Origin of the sequence: Pseudomonas sp. WS 5021 (assembly GCF_012985535.1) — a bacterium.
Lineage (GTDB): Bacteria > Pseudomonadota > Gammaproteobacteria > Pseudomonadales > Pseudomonadaceae > Aquipseudomonas.
This window is the reverse complement of the sequence record NZ_JAAQWP010000008.1, coordinates 1-17,004: the sequence shown is the minus strand read 5'-3', so window position 1 is coordinate 17,004 and position 17,004 is coordinate 1. Positions and strand designations below refer to the sequence as shown.

The 17,004-nt window shown below is 62.9% G+C and carries 11 protein-coding genes and 1 rRNA gene; 6 read left to right on the top strand and 6 right to left on the bottom strand.

Annotation, left to right across the window (positions count from 1 at the left end; genetic code table 11):
- Nucleotides 1-45: 45 nt before the first annotated feature.
- Nucleotides 46-2,403 carry a DNA polymerase II gene (locus tag HBO19_RS23255; RefSeq protein ID WP_170043686.1) on the bottom strand — a complete coding sequence of 786 codons (2,358 nt, stop codon included), beginning with the start codon at nucleotides 2,401-2,403 and terminating at the stop codon, nucleotides 46-48.
- 227 nt (nucleotides 2,404-2,630) lie between these two features.
- On the opposite strand from HBO19_RS23255, the gene HBO19_RS23250 reads away from it, so the two are divergent.
- From HBO19_RS23250 to HBO19_RS23225, 6 genes are all read left to right on the top strand, one after another.
- Nucleotides 2,631-4,862, top strand: coding sequence for a TonB-dependent siderophore receptor (locus HBO19_RS23250; RefSeq protein ID WP_170058387.1), 2,232 nt, complete (start codon nucleotides 2,631-2,633; stop codon nucleotides 4,860-4,862).
- Nucleotides 4,863-5,097: 235 nt separating this feature from the next.
- A complete protein-coding gene (locus HBO19_RS23245) occupies nucleotides 5,098-5,985 on the top strand; it encodes a LysR family transcriptional regulator (protein WP_169957327.1) in 888 nt (295 codons plus the stop codon).
- A 116-nt stretch (nucleotides 5,986-6,101) separates the two neighbouring features.
- A complete protein-coding gene (locus tag HBO19_RS23240; protein ID WP_169957325.1) occupies nucleotides 6,102-7,208 on the top strand; it encodes a tartrate dehydrogenase in 1,107 nt (368 codons plus the stop codon).
- A 2-nt stretch (nucleotides 7,209-7,210) separates the two neighbouring features.
- A complete protein-coding gene (locus tag HBO19_RS23235) occupies nucleotides 7,211-8,659 on the top strand; it encodes an aldehyde dehydrogenase family protein (RefSeq protein WP_170043684.1) in 1,449 nt (482 codons plus the stop codon).
- Nucleotides 8,660-8,691: 32 nt separating this feature from the next.
- Nucleotides 8,692-9,450 carry an SDR family oxidoreductase gene (locus tag HBO19_RS23230; protein WP_169957322.1) on the top strand — a complete coding sequence of 253 codons (759 nt, stop codon included), beginning with the start codon at nucleotides 8,692-8,694 and terminating at the stop codon, nucleotides 9,448-9,450.
- A gap of 28 nt (nucleotides 9,451-9,478) precedes the next feature.
- A complete protein-coding gene (locus HBO19_RS23225) occupies nucleotides 9,479-10,450 on the top strand; it encodes a cyclase family protein (RefSeq protein ID WP_169957320.1) in 972 nt (323 codons plus the stop codon).
- Nucleotide 10,451: 1 nt separating this feature from the next.
- On the opposite strand, the gene HBO19_RS23220 is transcribed toward HBO19_RS23225, so the two are convergent.
- The 5 genes from HBO19_RS23220 to rrf form a co-directional block, all read right to left on the bottom strand.
- Nucleotides 10,452-12,869: a TonB-dependent siderophore receptor gene (locus HBO19_RS23220; RefSeq protein ID WP_262386313.1), complete on the bottom strand. Its 2,418-nt coding sequence runs from the start codon at nucleotides 12,867-12,869 to the stop codon at nucleotides 10,452-10,454.
- 110 nt (nucleotides 12,870-12,979) lie between these two features.
- Nucleotides 12,980-13,954: a FecR family protein gene (locus HBO19_RS23215; protein ID WP_170043682.1), complete on the bottom strand. Its 975-nt coding sequence runs from the start codon at nucleotides 13,952-13,954 to the stop codon at nucleotides 12,980-12,982.
- Nucleotides 13,951-14,463, bottom strand: coding sequence for a sigma-70 family RNA polymerase sigma factor (locus HBO19_RS23210; protein WP_057439140.1), 513 nt, complete (start codon nucleotides 14,461-14,463; stop codon nucleotides 13,951-13,953). Before HBO19_RS23210 ends, HBO19_RS23215 begins: the two co-directional genes overlap by 4 nt.
- 118 nt (nucleotides 14,464-14,581) lie before the next feature.
- Complete coding sequence (gene mrdA / locus HBO19_RS23205; RefSeq protein ID WP_170058385.1) at nucleotides 14,582-16,474, bottom strand: penicillin-binding protein 2; 1,893 nt, start codon at nucleotides 16,472-16,474, stop codon at nucleotides 14,582-14,584.
- A 231-nt stretch (nucleotides 16,475-16,705) separates the two neighbouring features.
- Nucleotides 16,706-16,821: ribosomal RNA gene (rrf, locus tag HBO19_RS23200) — 5S ribosomal RNA — on the bottom strand.
- Nucleotides 16,822-17,004 lie beyond the last annotated feature (183 nt).

Genomic DNA, 17,004 nt, shown 5'->3' with positions numbered 1-17,004 from the left:
TTCCTCCTGGAGATTCAGCGTCCAGAGTGAAACGTGTTCCAGGGGTTAAAACAAGCCCATCTGACCACCGACCAGGGTGCTGAAATCATCATCGACAAACGGCAGGATCGCATCGGCCACCGGCTGCAATTGCCGGGTGACGTAGTGGTCGTAGTCAATCGGTGCCTGGCGTACTTCCAGGGGCTCGGGGCCGTTGACGGTGATCACGTAGCGAATCCAGCCACCGTTCTGGTACTGGCGCGGGCGGCCCTGGCGGTCGTTGTATTCATCCGCCAGGCGCGCGGCCCGTACATGGGGCGGCACGTTGCGTTCGTAGTCGCCCAGTTGCCGGCGCAGGCGCTTGCGGTAGATCAGCAGCTCATCGAACTCGCCGCTGAGGGTGCGGCGCACGTAGTCACGCACGTAATCCTGGTGGGGCTGGCGATGGAAGATGCGCTGGTACAGCTCCTGCTGGAACTGGCGGGCCAGGGGCGACCAGTCGCTGCGCACGGTTTCCAGGCCTTTGTAGATCATTTCTTCACTGCCATCGGCGCGGGTCACAAGGCCTGCATAGCGCTTCTTGCTGCCCTCTTCCGCACCGCGGATGGTCGGCATCAGGAAGCGGCTGAAGTGGGTTTCGTATTGCAGTTCGAGGGCGCTTTGCAGGCCGAATTCGCTGTGCAGGCGCTCGCGCCACCATTGGTTGACGTGCTGTACCAGGTCCTGGCCGATGCGCGCGGCGTCCTCCTGGGAATGGGCACTGCCGAGCCAGACAAAGGTGGAGTCGGTGTCGCCATAGATCACCTCATAACCCTGGGCTTCTACCAGTTCGCGGGTCTGGCGCATGATCTGGTGGCCGCGCAGGGTGATCGACGACGCCAGCCGCGTGTCGAAGAACCGACAGCCGCTGGAACCGAGCACGCCGTAGAAGGCATTCATGATGATCTTCAGGGCCTGGGACAACGGCGCGTTATGCTCGCGCTTGGCCACTTCGCGGCCTTCGGAGACCCGCGCCACAATGGCCGGCAGGCAATGCCGGGTGCGGGAAAAGCGCGCGCCGCGAAAGCCTTCCACCGACTCGCTGTCGTCAGGATGGCGCAGGCCTTCGATCAGGCCCACGGGGTCGATCAGGAAGCTGCGAATGATCGACGGATAAAGGCTTTTGTAGTCCAGCACCAGCACCGACTCGTACAGCCCCGGCCGCGAGTCCATGACAAAACCGCCGGGGCTGGCCTGGGGCGGTTTGTCCCCCAGGTTGGGCGCGACAAAGCCCTGGCGATGCATCAGCGGCATGTACAAATGGGTGAACGCCGCCACCGAACCACCGTTGCGATCTGCCGGCAGGCCGGTAACGCTGGCCCGTTCCAGAAGGAACTTGAGCAACTCGGTTTTCTCGAAAATCCGCGTCACCAACTCGCAGTCCTTGAGGTTGTAGCGCGCCAGGGCGGGCTTGTCCTCGGCGAACATGCGGTTGATCTCGTCCATGCGCTGATACGGCGTTGCGATCGACTTGCCTTCGCCCAGCAGGGTCTGGGCGACGTTTTCCAGGCTGAATGACTCAAAAGTCCAGGTCGCCGAGCGCAAGGCCTCGATGCCATCGATGATCAACCGCCCGGCAGCGGCGGCGAAGAAATGGTGGCGGCTGCCGTGCTCGCGCCAGGCCATGGCCTCGCCGCCACGGCCAAGCAGCAATGGCACGTTAAGGCGTTGGGCATGCTCGTGGAGGACCCGCAGGTCGAACTGCACCAGGTTCCAGCCGATGATCGCGTCGGGGTCGTATTGCGCCAGCCACTGGTTGAGGCGCTCCAGCAGTTGGGCGCGGCTGTCGCAGTATTCGAGCTTGAAATCCACCGCGCAGGTTTTGTTCGGCGGGCCGAGCATATACACCTGGCGCTCGCCGCAGCCTTCCAGGGCGATGGAATACAGCTCGCCGCGCGCGGTGGTTTCGATATCCAGCGACACCAGCTTCAACGCCGGGCGGTAGTCGGGCGCAGGCTTCATCTGCGCCTCCAGCAACATCCCGCCCTCGCCGGGCGTGCCGCCAAATGCCACCGGTGCGGTGATGAAGCGCTCCATCATATAGCGCTCGGGCGGGCGCACATCGCCTTCGTAGACATCCACGCCGGCCTGGCGCAGGCGTTTTTCCAGGTCCATCGCTTGGCGATGCTGGCGGGTGTAGAGGCCCAGGACCGGGCGGTGGTGGAAGTCACACAGTTGCAGCGGGCGCAGTTCCACGTCGCGCTCGCCCTTGAGCACCCGTTGCGCGTGCTCGCGATGGGCCAGCGGAATAAACATCACCGAAGGCTGCACCGGTAGACGGATATACCGCGGCCCCTGGTCGGTCGCCAGCCAGAAGCTGACCTGCGTGCCCGCCGGGGTGTCGTGCCAATGCCGGGTCAGGACAAAACCCTGCTGTAAATCCACCTTGCCGCACCTCAGGAATCGCTTTCAGGGCGCGATTCTACTCGGCATCCGCCATCAGGCCTTAATAGAAATTTTTTGCCCTTCAGAAAAGTCATACACCACAAATCAGTTTGTGAAATATCATTTAGCATTTATTATCATTTGCACTGGAGTCGTATTCGCGCAACGAGGAAGCGCAACGTTGTTGCCCCCTTCCTCACATTGACGCTTCGCCGTCCGGATCGACCATGCCCACTTGTACCCGACTCGCCGTGCCGTTTCGCCCGACCCTGCTCGCCCTGTGCTGCTCCCTGAGCTTTGCTGTCCACAGCGCCCCCCAACAAACCCCGCAGGATGCGAGCAATGGCCAGGCCCTGGAACTGGGGGCAACCAGCATCAGCGCCGAATCCATCATCCCCGGCGCCCTGCCCCCGGTGTACGCCGGCGGCCAGGTCGCACGCGGCGGGCAGTTGGGGGTCTTGGGCAACCAGGACATCATGGACGTGCCGTTCAGCATGGCCTCCTACACCGAACAACTGATTCGCGACCAACAGGCCGAGACGGTGGGCGATGTACTGCTCAACGACTCGTCCGTGCGCCAGGCCTCGGGTTACGCCAACCAGTCGCAATTGTTCGTGATTCGTGGCCTGCCACTGAATGGCGACGACATTTCCTACAACGGTCTGTACGGCATCCTGCCCAGGCAGATCATGTCCACCGACGCCCTGGAACGGGTGGAAGTGTTCAAGGGCCCCAACGCCTTTATCAACGGGGTAACGCCCTCCGGCTCCGGTATCGGCGGCGGCGTGAACCTGCAACCCAAGCGCGCCGACGACGTGCCGCTGCGCCGCTTCAGCACCGATATCAGTAGCGAAGGCCGGATTGGCCAGCACCTGGATCTCGGCCAGCGTTTTGGCGAAGACAATCGTTTTGGGGCGCGGGTGAACCTGTCCCAGCGTGAAGGCGATACCGCCACCGACAATGAGAACCAGCGCTCCAAGCTGTTTGCCGTCGGCCTGGATTACCGTGGTGATGCATTGCGCCTGTCGGGGGATTTCGCGTATCAGAAGCAGCGCGTCAATGGCGGGCGCAACTCGGTGTTCCTCGGCCCCCTGGTGACCCACGTACCCGACGCCCCTTCCGCCGACACCAACTACGCGCCGCGCTGGAGCGCAACCAATATTGAAGACACCCTGGGCATGCTGCGCGCCGAGTACGACCTGAACGACAACTGGACCGCCTACGCGGCGGGCGGTGCCAAGCATACCCGGGAGATGGGCCGGTATTCCTCGGTGACCGTCAACGACAACCTGGGCAATGCCCAGACCAGCGCCTCGACCATCGCCCACGAAGAAGACAACAGCAGCGCCATGGCCGGCTTGAAGGGCAATTTCCAGACCGGGCCGGTGAGCCACCGCCTGAATTTCGGCCTGGCCGGGATCTGGACCGAGGCGCGCAACGCCTATGTGTTCGACAGCGCCAAGACCAGCACCAATATCTACCACCCGGTAACCGGCGCCGAACCGCGCCTGAACAGCCCGCGCAATACCCCTGGCACCGACTTCAGCGACCCGACCATCACCGCCAAGACCTTCATGCGCAGCGCGGCGGTGTCCGACACCGTTGGTTTTATCGATGATCGCTTGTTGGTCACCCTGGGCCTGCGCCATCAGCAAATGGTGGTGCAGGGCTACAACTATATGAGCGGCAGCCGCACGGCCAACTACGATCAGTCGATCACCACACCGGTGTACGGCATTGTGTTCAAGCCTTGGGAGCATGTGTCGCTGTATGCCAATCGGATTGAAGGTTTGGCCAAGGGGCCTGTTTCGCCGGTTAACTCCTCTGGGCGTACGGTGATTGGCGGTGGCCAGGCGTTCGCGCCGGCACGCTCCAAGCAGATCGAGGCCGGGGTCAAGGTTGACATGGGCACCTACGGCGCGACCCTGGGTGTGTATCGCATCGAGCAGCCCGGCGCCGGCTACACCCAGATCATTGATGCCACCACCGCACGCTTCGTGCGTGAAGGCGAGCAAATCAACAAAGGCGTAGAGCTCAACGTATTCGGCGAACCGCTGGCCGGCCTGCGCTTGCTCGGCGGTGCGACGGTGATGAAAACCGAGCTCAAGGGCACCCAGAACGGCGCCAACGACGGCAACCGCGCGATTGGCGTGCCGTCGTTCCAGCTCAATGCCGGGGTGGAATGGGATGTGCCGGGCCTGCAAGGCGTGACCCTCAGCGGGCGCATGTTGCGTACCGGCGGGCAGTACGTGGATGCCGCCAACAACCTCAGCCTGCCGGCCTGGAACCGCTTTGACCTGGGCGCACGCTACAACTTCAAAGTGGACCAGCGCGACGTCACCCTGGGGCTGAACGTGGACAATGTGGCCAATACCAAATACTGGGAGTCGGCAATGGGCGGCTACCTGACCCAGGGCGACCCACGGGTGGCCAAGCTGTCGGCGAGCATCGAGTTCTAACCGGCACTTTACTCAAGGCAGCAAAGATTAAAGGTGGGAGCTGTCGAGCCCCGGCGAGGCTGCGATGGCGGTGGGTCAGTCACCATCAATGCTGGCAATGCCGCCGCCATCGCAGCCTCGCCGGGGCTCGACAGCTCCCACAAGGGCTCGGCGGCGCCTCCAACGTTGTATCAGACGATTGGACAGTCCTGTCCCAACTGCGTAGTTTTCACAGACCGCGCACAAGGACTCTGGCATGGCCCCCGATCTCACCTCCATCGAGCTGTTCCTTAAGACGGTCAAGCTCGGCAGCCTGTCCCGGGCGGCCGAGCAGTCGCACCTCTCGCTGTCAGCGGCGAGCCGGCGCCTGTCGTTGCTCGAGCAGCATTTCAAGGTCGCCCTGTTGCACCGCTCCTCCACTGGCGTCTCGCCCACGGCGGCCGGCGAGGTGTTGGCCGAGCATGGGTTGGCGATTTTGCGCGCAGTGGATGTGATGCACGCTGACCTCGCCGACTACGCCAAGGGCGCCACCGGCCGCGTGTGCCTGTATGCCAACAGTTCGGCGATGAGCCAGCAACTGCCCCGCCAACTGACCCAGTGGAACGCTCTGCACCCCGGCATCCGCCTGGATATCCGCGAAGAGCGCAGCCGCGAAATCCTGCAGGCGGTGCGCGATGGCGTGGCCGATGTGGGCATCGTCACCACCCAGCCGGGCGGCGAGGACTTGCGCTTTGCCCCGTACTGCCAGGACCGCCTGTGCCTGCTGGTGCCCGATGATCATCCGTTCAAGATGCGCCATGCGCGCTTTGCCGATTTGCTGGGCTATGACTTTGTGGGCCTGGAGGATAACGCCGCCATCACCGCGCTGATCACCGAAGCCGCCGCCGCGATTGGCATGCCGCTGCGCCTGCGGGTGCAGGTACGCAGCTTTGAAGCGGTGTGCCGGCTGATTGCCGCCGGGCAAGGGGTTGGCGTACTGCCCCAGGGCGCGGTGCAGATCTTTCGCAAGGAGATGGCCTTGCGCTTTATCGAAATCGACGACCCTTGGGCCGATCGCCAGATGTACCTTTGCATGCGCCAGCAACAGCCGTCTCCGACGAGCCTGGCATTATTCGACTACCTGGTTGCCTGCCACTGCGACTGATCACTGGCCTTCGATTTTTGCGAAGGCCGCTTCTGTAATCAGCAATTCCCCCACCGCTGCACCTGTGCCAAGAATGTCCCCGCCTCACTGACAACAACAAAAACAGGAGACACGGCGTGTCCAATTCCACGACCAGCACCCGCCATCGTATTGCGGTGATTCCCGGCGACGGTATCGGCCGCGAGGTGGTGCCCGAAGGCCTGCGCGTACTGGAGGCCGTCAGCCGGCGCTTCGGGATTGCGTTTGAGTTCGATCACTTTGCCTGGTGCAGCGAGCACTACCTGGCCCACGGCACCATGATGCCGGACGATTGGGCCGAGCAGATCGGCAGCCATGATGCGATCTTCTTCGGCGCCGTGGGTGCCCCGGACATCATCGCCGACCATACGGCGGTGTGGGAGTCACTGCTCAAGATCCGCCGCCAGTTCGACCAGTACGTCAACATCCGCCCGGTACGCCTGATGCCCGGCGTGCCCTGCCCGCTTGCCGGCCGTGTGCCGGGGGATATCGACTTTATCGTGGTACGCGAGAACACCGAGGGCGAGTACTCCAGCGTCGGCGGGCGGATGTGGGAAGGCACGCCGCGCGAGATCGCGGTGCAGGAGTCGATCTTCTCCCGCGAAGGCGTGGACCGGGTGGTGGACTATGCCTTCAAACTCGCGCAGCAGCGACCACGCAAGCACCTGGTGGCCGCCACCAAATCCAACGGCATTTCCATCACCATGCCGTTCTGGGACGAGCGGGTGAACCTGATCGCCCAGCGCTACCCGGACGTCAAGAGCGCCAAATTCCACATCGACATACTGTGCGCACACTTTGTGCAGCACCCGGACTGGTTCGATGTGGTGGTGGCCTCCAACCTGTTTGGCGACATCCTCTCCGACCTCGGCCCGGCCTGCACCGGCACCATCGGCATTGCCCCCTCGGCCAACCTCAACCCCGAGCGGCGCTACCCTTCGCTGTTCGAGCCGGTACACGGTTCGGCGCCGGACATTGCCGGGCTGGGCGTGGCCAACCCCATCGGGCAGATCTGGTCGGCTGCGTTGATGATCGAGCACCTGGGTAATGGCGACCCGCTGTACCAGCAGGCCGCAGCAGCGATTGTCTCGGCCATCGAGACGGTGCTTGCGCAAGGCCCGCGCACCCGGGAAATGGGCGGCAGCGCCAGTACGATCGAAGTGGGCGTGGCCATCGCCGAATGCATCGCCGGGAACAGGAGCTGAACATGATCAACGCACATTACATCGCCAACCAATGGCAAGCCTCGACGTCCCTGGAAGACATCCCGGTGATCGATCCCAGCAGCGGCGAAACCTACTCCAGCATCGCCCGGGGCACCGCTGCCGATGTGGATGCCGCCGTCCGCGCCGCGCGCCTGGCCGTAGGCGAAACCTTCGATGGCCCGTGGGGCACGTTGTCGGCCCTGGAGCGCAGCCGCCTGCTGGCCAGGCTTGGCGCGGCGGTGCTGGAGCATCACGAAGAACTGGCGCAGATCGAGGCGCGGGACACTGGCAAGGCGCTGAAAGTCGCGCGGGCCGATGCCACCGCCCTCGCCCGTTATTTCGAGTACTACGCTGGCGCGGCCGACAAGTTGCACGGCGAGACCCTGCCTTATCAGAACGGCTACACGGTGCTGACGGTGCGCGAGCCCCATGGGGTAACCGGGCATATCATCCCGTGGAACTACCCGATGCAGATCTTCGGCCGCAGCGTCGGTGCGTCCCTGGCGGCGGGCAACGCCTGTGTGGTCAAGCCGGCCGAGGATGCCAGCCTGTCGTTGCTGCGCCTGGCGCAGATTGCCGCCGAAGTGGGCTTCCCGGCCGGTGCGATCAATGTGGTGACCGGCTATGGCTACGAGGCTGGCGCGGCGTTGTGCAGCCACCCGGGTATCGATCACATCTCGTTTACCGGTTCCACCCTGACCGGCACGGCGGTGTCCAAGGCCGCCGCTGAACGGCACTGCCCGGTGACCCTGGAACTGGGCGGGAAATCACCGCAGCTGGTATTCGCCGATGCCGACCTGGAGCAAGCCTTGCCGGTGCTGGTCAACGCCATTGTGCAGAACTGCGGGCAGACCTGTTCGGCGGGCAGCCGGCTGCTGGTGGAGCGCAGCATTTATGAGGCGCTGGTGGAGCAACTCAGCCAGCGTTTTCGCGAACTGCGCACCGGGCCTTCGGCGCTGGACCTGGACATGGGCCCACTGATCAACCAGAAGCAGCAACGCCAGGTACGTGAGTTCGTGCGCGAGGCCGAACAGGCCGGCATCACGGTGGCCGCGCGCGGCCAGGTGGTGGCCGAGGCCGGCAGTGGTGGTTACTTCCAGGAAGCGGTGCTGTTTCGCGACGTGCCGCCCGACAGCCGCCTGGCCCGGGAGGAAGTCTTCGGCCCGGTGTTGGCCGTGATGCCTTTCGACGAGGAAGCCGAGGCGATCCGCCTGGCCAACGGCACCGAGTTCGGCCTGGTCGCCGGCGTATGGACCCGCGACGGCGCACGGCAAATGCGCCTGGCGCGCAAGCTGCGCTGTGGCCAGGTATTTATCAATAACTACGGGGCCGGCGGCGGGGTTGAACTGCCCTTCGGCGGCGTCAAGGCCAGCGGTTATGGCCGGGAAAAAGGCTTCGAGGCCCTGCTGGGCTTTACCACCTTGAAGACCATTGCGATCAAACACGGCTAAGCCATTACAACAACAAGAAAGGAGCACACTCCATGCGTCTAGCAAACAAAGTTGCCATCGTCACTGGTGCCGGTTCCGGCTTTGGTGAAGGGATCGCCAAGACCTTCGCCCAACAGGGTGCGCGGGTTATCGTCGCCGACATGAACGCCACCGGCGGCCAGCGGGTGGTCAATGAGATCGCCGCCACCGGCGGCCATGCCCATTTCGTCGAGGTCAATGTGGCCAACGACGAAAGCGTGGGCGCGCTGCTGCGCGCGACCCTGGAGCAATTCGGCGGGCTGGATATCGTCATCAACAACGCCGGCACCACCCACCGCAACCGGCCGATGCTGGAGGTGGACGAGGCCGAGTTCGACCGGGTGTTCGCGGTCAACGTCAAAAGCATCTACCTCAGCGCCAGGCATTTTGTGCCGCACTTTCGCGGCCAGGGCGCCGGCGTGTTCGTCAATATTGCCTCGACCGCCGCGATCCGCCCACGCCCGGGACTGGTCTGGTATAACGGCAGCAAGGGCGCGGTGGTGGTCATGAGCAAGACCATGGCGGCGGAGCTGGGGCCGGACAATATCCGCGTCAATTGCGTGAACCCGGTGGTCGGCGCAACCGCGTTGCTCAGTGAGTTCATGGGCGTGCCGGACACCCCGCAAAACCGTCAGAAGTTCATGGCAACCATCCCCCTGGGACGTTTTTCCACCCCGCAAGACGTGGCCAATGCCTGCCTGTACCTGGCCTCGGACGAAGCGGCCTTTATCACCGGCACCTGCCTTGAAGTCGACGGTGGGCGCTGCGTGTAACTCAACGACCAAAGGGATCGGAGTCGATATGTGCGACTTACATAACAAGAACGAACCGAGCACCAAGCAGCTACTCGAAGGCCTGCCAAAGAACTGGGGTAAATGGGGACCGGACGATGAAGTCGGCGCCCTCAATTACCTGACCGAAACCGAAGTGCTGCGCGGCGTGGCCGCGGTGCGCCAGGGCAAGACCTTCACCCTGCAAGTGCAGATCGGCCATCCGGGCGGCGACCCGATGTGGCCGGCGCGCAACCCGTCGATGCGCTTCAACACCCTGGATCACAGCCACTACCACTTCGGCAAGCAACCCGAAATGACCGGCGGCGCGGCGTATTGCGACGATGTGATCTTCATGCAGCTGCAAGGCTCGACCCAGTACGACGCCCTCGGGCATGCCTGGTACGACAATCAACTGTGGAACGGCTACGACGCCATGAGCACCGTCGGCGGCATGGCCAAGGCCAGTGTGCTGGCGATTGCCGAGCGCGGCGTGGTCGGGCGCGCGGTGCTGATCGACATGGCCCGCCATCGCGGCAAGAAATACCTGGGCCGTGGCGAAACCTTCAACCACCTGGACTTGCTGGCCGCCGCCAAGGCCCAGGGGGTGACCATCGAAAAGCGCGACATCCTGATCATCCGTACCGGCTCCATGGGCGCCTTCTACGAGTATGGCAAGACCGAGTTTTTCAAGGACCTGGTGGAGCCCGGCCTGACCTACAGCCGGGAACTGGTGGAGTGGTTCCACGCCATGGAAATCCCCAACCTGGTGACCGATACCATCGCTAACGAAGTGATCACCGACCCGGTGTCGGGGGTGCAGATTCCGTTGCATTGCGCGCTGATGCGCAACCTCGGCATCGCCTTTACCGAGATCGTGCTGCTGGAGGATCTGGCCGCCGATTGTGCCGACGACGGCCAGTGGAAGTTCCTCTACACCGCCGCGCCGTTGAAGATTGTCGGTGGCAGCGGCGCGCCGGTGAACCCGGTGGTGATCAAGTAGCTCACCAATCGTAGGACACGGCCAGGGACGCAGTGCGCTCCTGGCCGTAATAGCAACCAAAGGAGTAGTTGCAGGACGAGACGTACTCGCGGTCAAACAGGTTCTGCACGTTGAGGCTGGCTTCGGCACCCTTGAATGTGGGGCTGACGCGGCTCAGGTCGTAGCTGATGGTGGCGTCAAAGACCACGAACGACGGGGTCTTGAAGGTGTTGGCCGAGTCGCCGTACTTCTTCCCGGTATACCGCGCACCACCGCCTACGGTCAGGCCGGCCAGGGTATCGCCGGCAAAGTGGTAGTCGGCCCAGGTACTGGCGCTCCAAGGCGCCTGCGCCTCGCTGCGGTTACCCTCTTCGCCGTAGTTGCTCTTGGTATAGATCACGTCCAGGTACGACAGCGCACTGATCAACTCCACCTGGCCAAACCGGGCCTTGCCTTCAAATTCCACGCCCCGCGAGCGCACTTCGCCTTCCTGCAACTGGTATTCGCGATAGACCAGATCGCCGGTCAGGACGTTTTTCTGTTTGATCTGGAACACCGACAAGGTCAGCAGCGACTGGTCGTTGGGCTGGTATTTGAGGCCCGCCTCATACTGCTCGCCTTCCACCGGTTTATAGGCGCCGCCGCCACGCTCCGGGGCCAGCCGGCCGACGCTGGGCAGAAACGATTCGGCATAACTGACGTAGGGCGCCAGGCCGAAGTCGGTGAGGTAAGTCAGGCCGACGCGACGCGTGAGTTGCTTGTCTTTCTGCGACACCGTGCTGTGGTCCAGCAGGTCGCGATTGATCACTTCGGCCCAGTCTTCACGCAGGCCCATGGTGAGGATGAAACGGTCGAACTTGATCTGGTCCTGGGCATACAGGCCGGTCTGCTTGACCGTGTTGTTCCACTTGGTGGTCAGTTGCGGCTGGCCAAAGGTGTGGTAGTTGGACGGTTTGTAGAGGTCGATGATTTCTGCGCCGGAGAGGTTGTAGCCCTGATATTTACGGGTGAACTCGCGGTGATCGAAGCCCACCAGCAAGGTGTGTTCCAGGGCACCGGTGGCGAACTTGGCCTGCAGGTTGTTATCGAGGGTGTAGGCGCTGTTGTGTTGGCGCCAGTCGAGCTTGGTGCGGCTGGCGCGGGTGTCGTCGGTGCTGCCATCGGGCAGTTCGACGAAGCGGTTCAGGTAGAAACCTTTGTAGCGGTCGTTGACGTCGGTAAACCGTGCGGTCTGGCTATATTCCAGGTTGTCGTTGAAGGCATGGGAGAAGTCATAGCCCAGCACATACTGATCGCGAATGTAGTTGTTCCAGTCGGAGTCGCCGAGGAAGGTGTCGCGGTCGATGTGCTGGCCCTTGGAGTTGCGGTACAGGGTGCCAATGGCCGGCAACGCCTGGTAGTCGGCCAGGGATTTGTCACGCTGGATCTGCCCATAGATCGTCAGGGCAGTGTCATCCGTGGGCGCCCAGGTCAGGCTGGGGGCCAGCAAGGTGCGGCTGTCGGTGGCATGGTCGACCATCTCGTTACCGTCGCGGACCAGGCCGATCAGGCGGTAGCTCAAGGTTTTTGCCTCATCGAGGGGGCCGCTGAAATCCAGGGCGCCATTGACCCGGTCGTAACTGCCCAGGCCAAACTTGACCTGGTGCCGGGCCTCAGTGGTGGGCCGCTTGGACACCAGGTTGATCATGCCGCCCGGCTGGTTCTGCCCGAACAGCACTGAGGCCGGGCCCTTGAGCACTTCAATGCGTTCCAGGGTGTAGGGATCGATCTGTGGCGCGCCACCGAGGCTGCCGGCGTAAGGCAGATAGGCGCCATCGAGATACAACAAGGTGGGCGCAAAGCCACGGCTGGTCAGCTCGTCGGCGATGGTGTTGCGATCGGTGTAGCCGTTGGTATCGACGCCTGGGGTGTAGCGCAAGGACTGGGTCAGGTTGCGTGCGCCCTGGACCTTGACCTGGTCGGCGGTGACCACGTTGACGGTCTGCGGGATTTCCAGGATCGGTGTATCGGTCTTGGTGGCCGTGGCGCTGCGGGTGGCCACATAGCCATCCACCGGGCCCCAGGCATTTTCTGCTACCAGGCCGGTGACGGTGGTGGCGCCAAGGTTCAAGGCGCCGCCTTCGGGCAGCAGGTACAGGCTCCAGGTGCCATTGTCGGTGACGGTCAGGCCCAGGCCACTGCCGGCCAGCAAGTGTTGCGCGGCCTGTTCAGGGCTGTATTGGCCCTGCAGCGCCGGCGCGCGGCGGCCTTGCAGCAAGGCCGGGCTGACCGACAGCGTGCGCCCGCTTTCCCGCGACAGCCGGCTCAGGCTATCGCCGAGGTCTGCAGCGGGCAGATTGAAATATTGCTGGGTGCTGGCGGCCGTATCGGCCAGGGCGGCCACGGGGTGGCCGACCACCGCCAGGGTTACGGCCAGGGTCAACAGGCAGGGACGGATCATCAAGGGTGCCATAGGGTGAGGATGCTCATTGTCAGGTTGGCGTTCCCTAACCTTGACTCGCGAGATCGGCGACCCCCTCACGCTCAGTGAAAATAATTCCCATTGGCGGCTCAACGCACGTCTATCAGGGTCAACCAGGGGCCGTAGTGACTGATGCGCAGGGGGAAGGTCTGGGCCAGCGACTCCAGGGTTTGCGCCGGATCATCCAGTGGGTACACGCCATAGACGCGTACTTTTGCGGCTTGCTCACTGACCCGCAACACGCCCCGGCGATACGGCCGCAGGGCGTCGATCAACAGGCCCAGGGGCTCATCACGGATATCCACGCGGCCGTCACGCCAGTCCGCGCGGCTGCGTACCGAGAGCGGTACCGGGCGCACATCGACATCGCTGAACCACGCCGCCTCCCCCGCCTCTACACGGCGCTGGCTGCCGCCGAGCGTGGTGACCTGGACGCTGTGCAGCTGCACCGAGGTCAGGCTGCCGGTGGCCTCCTGGCGCACCATAAATTGCGTGCCCAGGGCCTGGACTTCGCCCTGGTCGGTGGCGATCACAAACGGCCGGCGCGGGTCGGCGGCGACGTCCACGAACACTTGGCCCTCACGCAGGCGCACCAGGCGACGGCTGTCACTGAAGTGGATGTCCACCGAACTGCGGGCATTGAGGCTCAGGCGGCTGCCATCGGCCAAGGCGAAAGTCTTGCGCTCACCGGTGGCGGTGTGACGGTCGGCCCACAGGCCATTGAGCGGTTGGGCGCGGTCAAAGATCGCCGCACCGCTGACACCGAACAACACCAGGGCCAGGCCACCGCGCAGTACCTTGCGCCGCGCTTCGGAATCCGGCGTCGCCAGGGCCTGGGTAACGGCGCGCAATTGGCCGGGGCTACGGGCCTCGACGCGCTGCAAATCAGCAATCGGCTGCTGCAGCAAACTGCCCACACGCTGCCAGGCGACAGTGTGCTGGGGGTTGGCCCGCAGCCAGGCTTCGAAGGCTTGACGCAGCGCGGGGTCGTCAGCCCCGGCCTCCAAGCGTAGCAGCCAATCCACGGCGGCGCGGGTGGTGGCGTCCACCTTGGGGCGGCTCATGTCAGGTCCGCCGACTCGGCCAGGCAATGCAGGAAAGCCCGGCGCAGATCACGCTCTACCGTGGCCAGCGACACGCTCAACTGCTGGGCGATGACGGGTTGCGACAAGCCCTCGAGGCGATTGAGCATAAAGATCTGCCGGACACGCGGCGGTAGGCCATTGAGCAGGCGATCGATGCTTTCCAGCGCTTCGCGCACCAGGGCCAGGTCTTCTTCCGAAGGGGTGTAGGCGTGCGGCAACTGCGCCAGGCTGTCGAGGTAGGTCTGCTCCAACCGTTTGCGTCGCCAGAAGCTGAACAACAAGCGGCGCGCCACGGTGCTGAGAAACGCGCGGGGCTCATCGAGTTGATGGAGCTGGCGCGCATCCAGAATGCGGATAAACGTGTCCTGTGTCAGGTCCGCGGCATCTTGCGGGCACTTGAGCTGACGATACAACCAGGCGCGCAACCAGCGATGGTTGTCGTCATAAAGCGTTGCCAGAAGGACCTTGGGATCGGTAGGAGTAGACACGCGGGCAGCCAAGCACGTTAATGATAATTCATCTCATTATCTGCGCAGGCTGTGGCTAAATGCAATCGCTTATCTACCCCAGTGGAACCTCGCTCAAGACGGCTTGACGATACTGGCGCTAGACACGAGGGTCGCCCGATGTCTTGGCCGGCGTGGCGTACTGCGGTTTCAGGTGGCCTTGTTGATCGAGCAACCAGGCATCCATGATCTGGCGCACCACCGGGCCTGCCACCCGGCCGCCCGCCTCGCCGTTTTCAATCATCACTGAAATCACGATCCTGGGGTGCTCGGCCGGGGCGAAGCCGACGAACAATGCGTTGTCGCGGTTGCGCTCGCGAGTCTTCAGGCGGTTGTAGCGCTCGCCCTGCTTGATTGCCACCACCTGCGCAGTACCACTCTTGCCCGCGATCCGATACTGCGCACCGGCGGCCGACGCCCGGGCAATCCCGCGCGGGTCGTGCATCACCATTTGCATGCCGTGGTTGACCTGATCCCAGTCGCGGGGGTTCTTGAGCACGACATTGGGCATCGGGTTCTCGTCCACGGGTGGCACACCGTCGATGGTCTTGGCCAGGTGCGGACGATTCCACACGCCCTTGTTGGCGATCAGCGCGGTGGCCTGGGCCAATTGCAACGGGGTGACCTGCATATAGCCCTGGCCGATGCCGAGGATCACGGTTTCGCCCGGGAACCAGGGCTGGCGCCGGGTTGCACGCTTCCAGGCCTGGGATGGCATCAGGCCGGCCGACTCTTCGAACATGTCCAGGGAGACTTTCTGGCCAAGACCGAATTCGGCCATGTAGTCGTGCAGGCGATCGATCCCCAGCTTGTGGGCCAGGTCGTAGAAGTAGGTGTCGTTGGAACGCATGATGGCGGCGTCCATATCTACCCAGCCATCACCGCTGTGGTTCCAGTTGCGGTACTTGTGATCAAAGTCCGGCAGTTGGTAGTAGCCGGGGTCGAAGACCCCGGTTTGCGCGGTGACCACGCCACTGTCGAGACCGGCGATGGCCACTTCCGGCTTGATCGTCGAGCCTGGCGCATACAGCCCGCGCAACACGCGGTTGAACAAGGGCCGGTCGAGGGAGTCATGGAGCGCGGCATATTCCTTGAAACTAATGCCGGTGACGAACGAGTTGGGGTCAAAGCTGGGTTTGCTGACCATCGCCAGGACTTCGCCGGTTTGCGGGTCGAGGGCTACTACTGACCCGCGACGGTCGCCCAGGGCTTCTTCGGCGGCTTCCTGGAGCTTGATATCCAGGCTCAGGACGATATTTTTGCCGGGAACCGGATCGGTATGCTTGAGCACCCGCAAGACCCGACCCTGGGCATTGGTCTCGACCTCTTCATAACCCACATGGCCGTGCAACTGCGACTCATAGAAGCGCTCGATGCCGGTTTTACCAATCGATTGCGTGCCACGGTATTCGACCGAATCCAGTTCCTTGGACTCTTTCTCGTTGATGCGCCCCACGTAACCAATGGAATGCGCAAAGTGTGCACCCAGCGGGTAGTGCCGCACGAACTGCGGCTCGACATCCACGCCTGGCAGGCGGAATTCGTTGACGGCCAATATGGCGATCTGTTCTTCAGTCAACTCATAGAACAACGTCACGGGCACGAACGGGTGGCGGGCTTGCTTCAGGGCCTTGTCGAATACGGCGCGGTCTTCGGCGGGCAGATGCAGCAGAGCGATGATCGAGTCCAGCTCCCCTTTCAGGTCGGTAGCCCGTTCGCGGGTGATGGTCAGGTTGTAACTGGGACGGTTATCGGCCAGAACCACACCGTTACGGTCATAGATCAGGCCGCGGGTCGGGGTGATGGGCAGGACGTGGACACGGTTGTTTTCGGAGATGGTGGAGTGATAGTCGAACTCCACCACCTGCAGGAAATACATGCGGGCGACCAGGGCACAGGTGATGCCAAGCACCAGTATTGCGCAGGCCAGCAGGCGCTTGTTGACCAGGCGGTGCTCTTTTTCGTGGTCTTTGATCGGTATGGCTTCGGGCATTTCTACAGCATCTCGTTGAATAAGGGTGATGCCGCATCCTGCGGTTGAAAGGCCGTCCCTGAAAAAGCTGCTGCACCTTACCAAAAATACCGAAACACTTTGTATTGAATTGACCGAAGGGTGGTTGGGGGGTGGATAGCAGCGAAGCTGCGGGCTAGTCTTTGCGCGCGCCTTTTCGACCGCCCAAAACAAAACCCCAACTGCTTTCGCAATTGGGGTTTCGGAATTTAATCTTGACGATGACCTACTCTCACATGGGGAAACCCCACACTACCATCGGCGATGCATCGTTTCACTGCTGAGTTCGGGATGGGATCAGGTGGTTCCAATGCTCTATGGTCGTCAAGAAATTCGGGTACTGAGTCGCGGCAAATGCCTCGCTTCAGCAAATTGGGTATGTGACAGCTTTCGGTGTTTTGTGAGATTCGAACTTTCGGTTCATTTCGTCTTCACACACCGCAATCTGATGCTCTTTCGAGAAACAAATTGCTTGGGTGTTATATGGTCAAGCCTCACGGGCAATTAGTATT

Excerpts from the sequence above, each read along its gene's own strand:
- HBO19_RS23250 (WP_170058387.1), top strand. The coding sequence starts at position 2,631 with ATGCCCACTTGTACCCGACTCGCCGTGCCGTTTCGCCCGACCCTGCTC.
- HBO19_RS23245 (WP_169957327.1), top strand. The coding sequence starts at position 5,098 with ATGGCCCCCGATCTCACCTCCATCGAGCTGTTCCTTAAGACGGTCAAG.
- HBO19_RS23235 (WP_170043684.1), top strand. The coding sequence starts at position 7,211 with ATGATCAACGCACATTACATCGCCAACCAATGGCAAGCCTCGACGTCC.
- HBO19_RS23230 (WP_169957322.1), top strand. The coding sequence starts at position 8,692 with ATGCGTCTAGCAAACAAAGTTGCCATCGTCACTGGTGCCGGTTCCGGC.
- HBO19_RS23225 (WP_169957320.1), top strand. The coding sequence starts at position 9,479 with ATGTGCGACTTACATAACAAGAACGAACCGAGCACCAAGCAGCTACTC.
- HBO19_RS23220 (WP_262386313.1), bottom strand. The coding sequence starts at position 12,869 with ATGATCCGTCCCTGCCTGTTGACCCTGGCCGTAACCCTGGCGGTGGTC.
- HBO19_RS23215 (WP_170043682.1), bottom strand. The coding sequence starts at position 13,954 with ATGAGCCGCCCCAAGGTGGACGCCACCACCCGCGCCGCCGTGGATTGG.
- mrdA (WP_170058385.1), bottom strand. The coding sequence starts at position 16,474 with ATGCCCGAAGCCATACCGATCAAAGACCACGAAAAAGAGCACCGCCTG.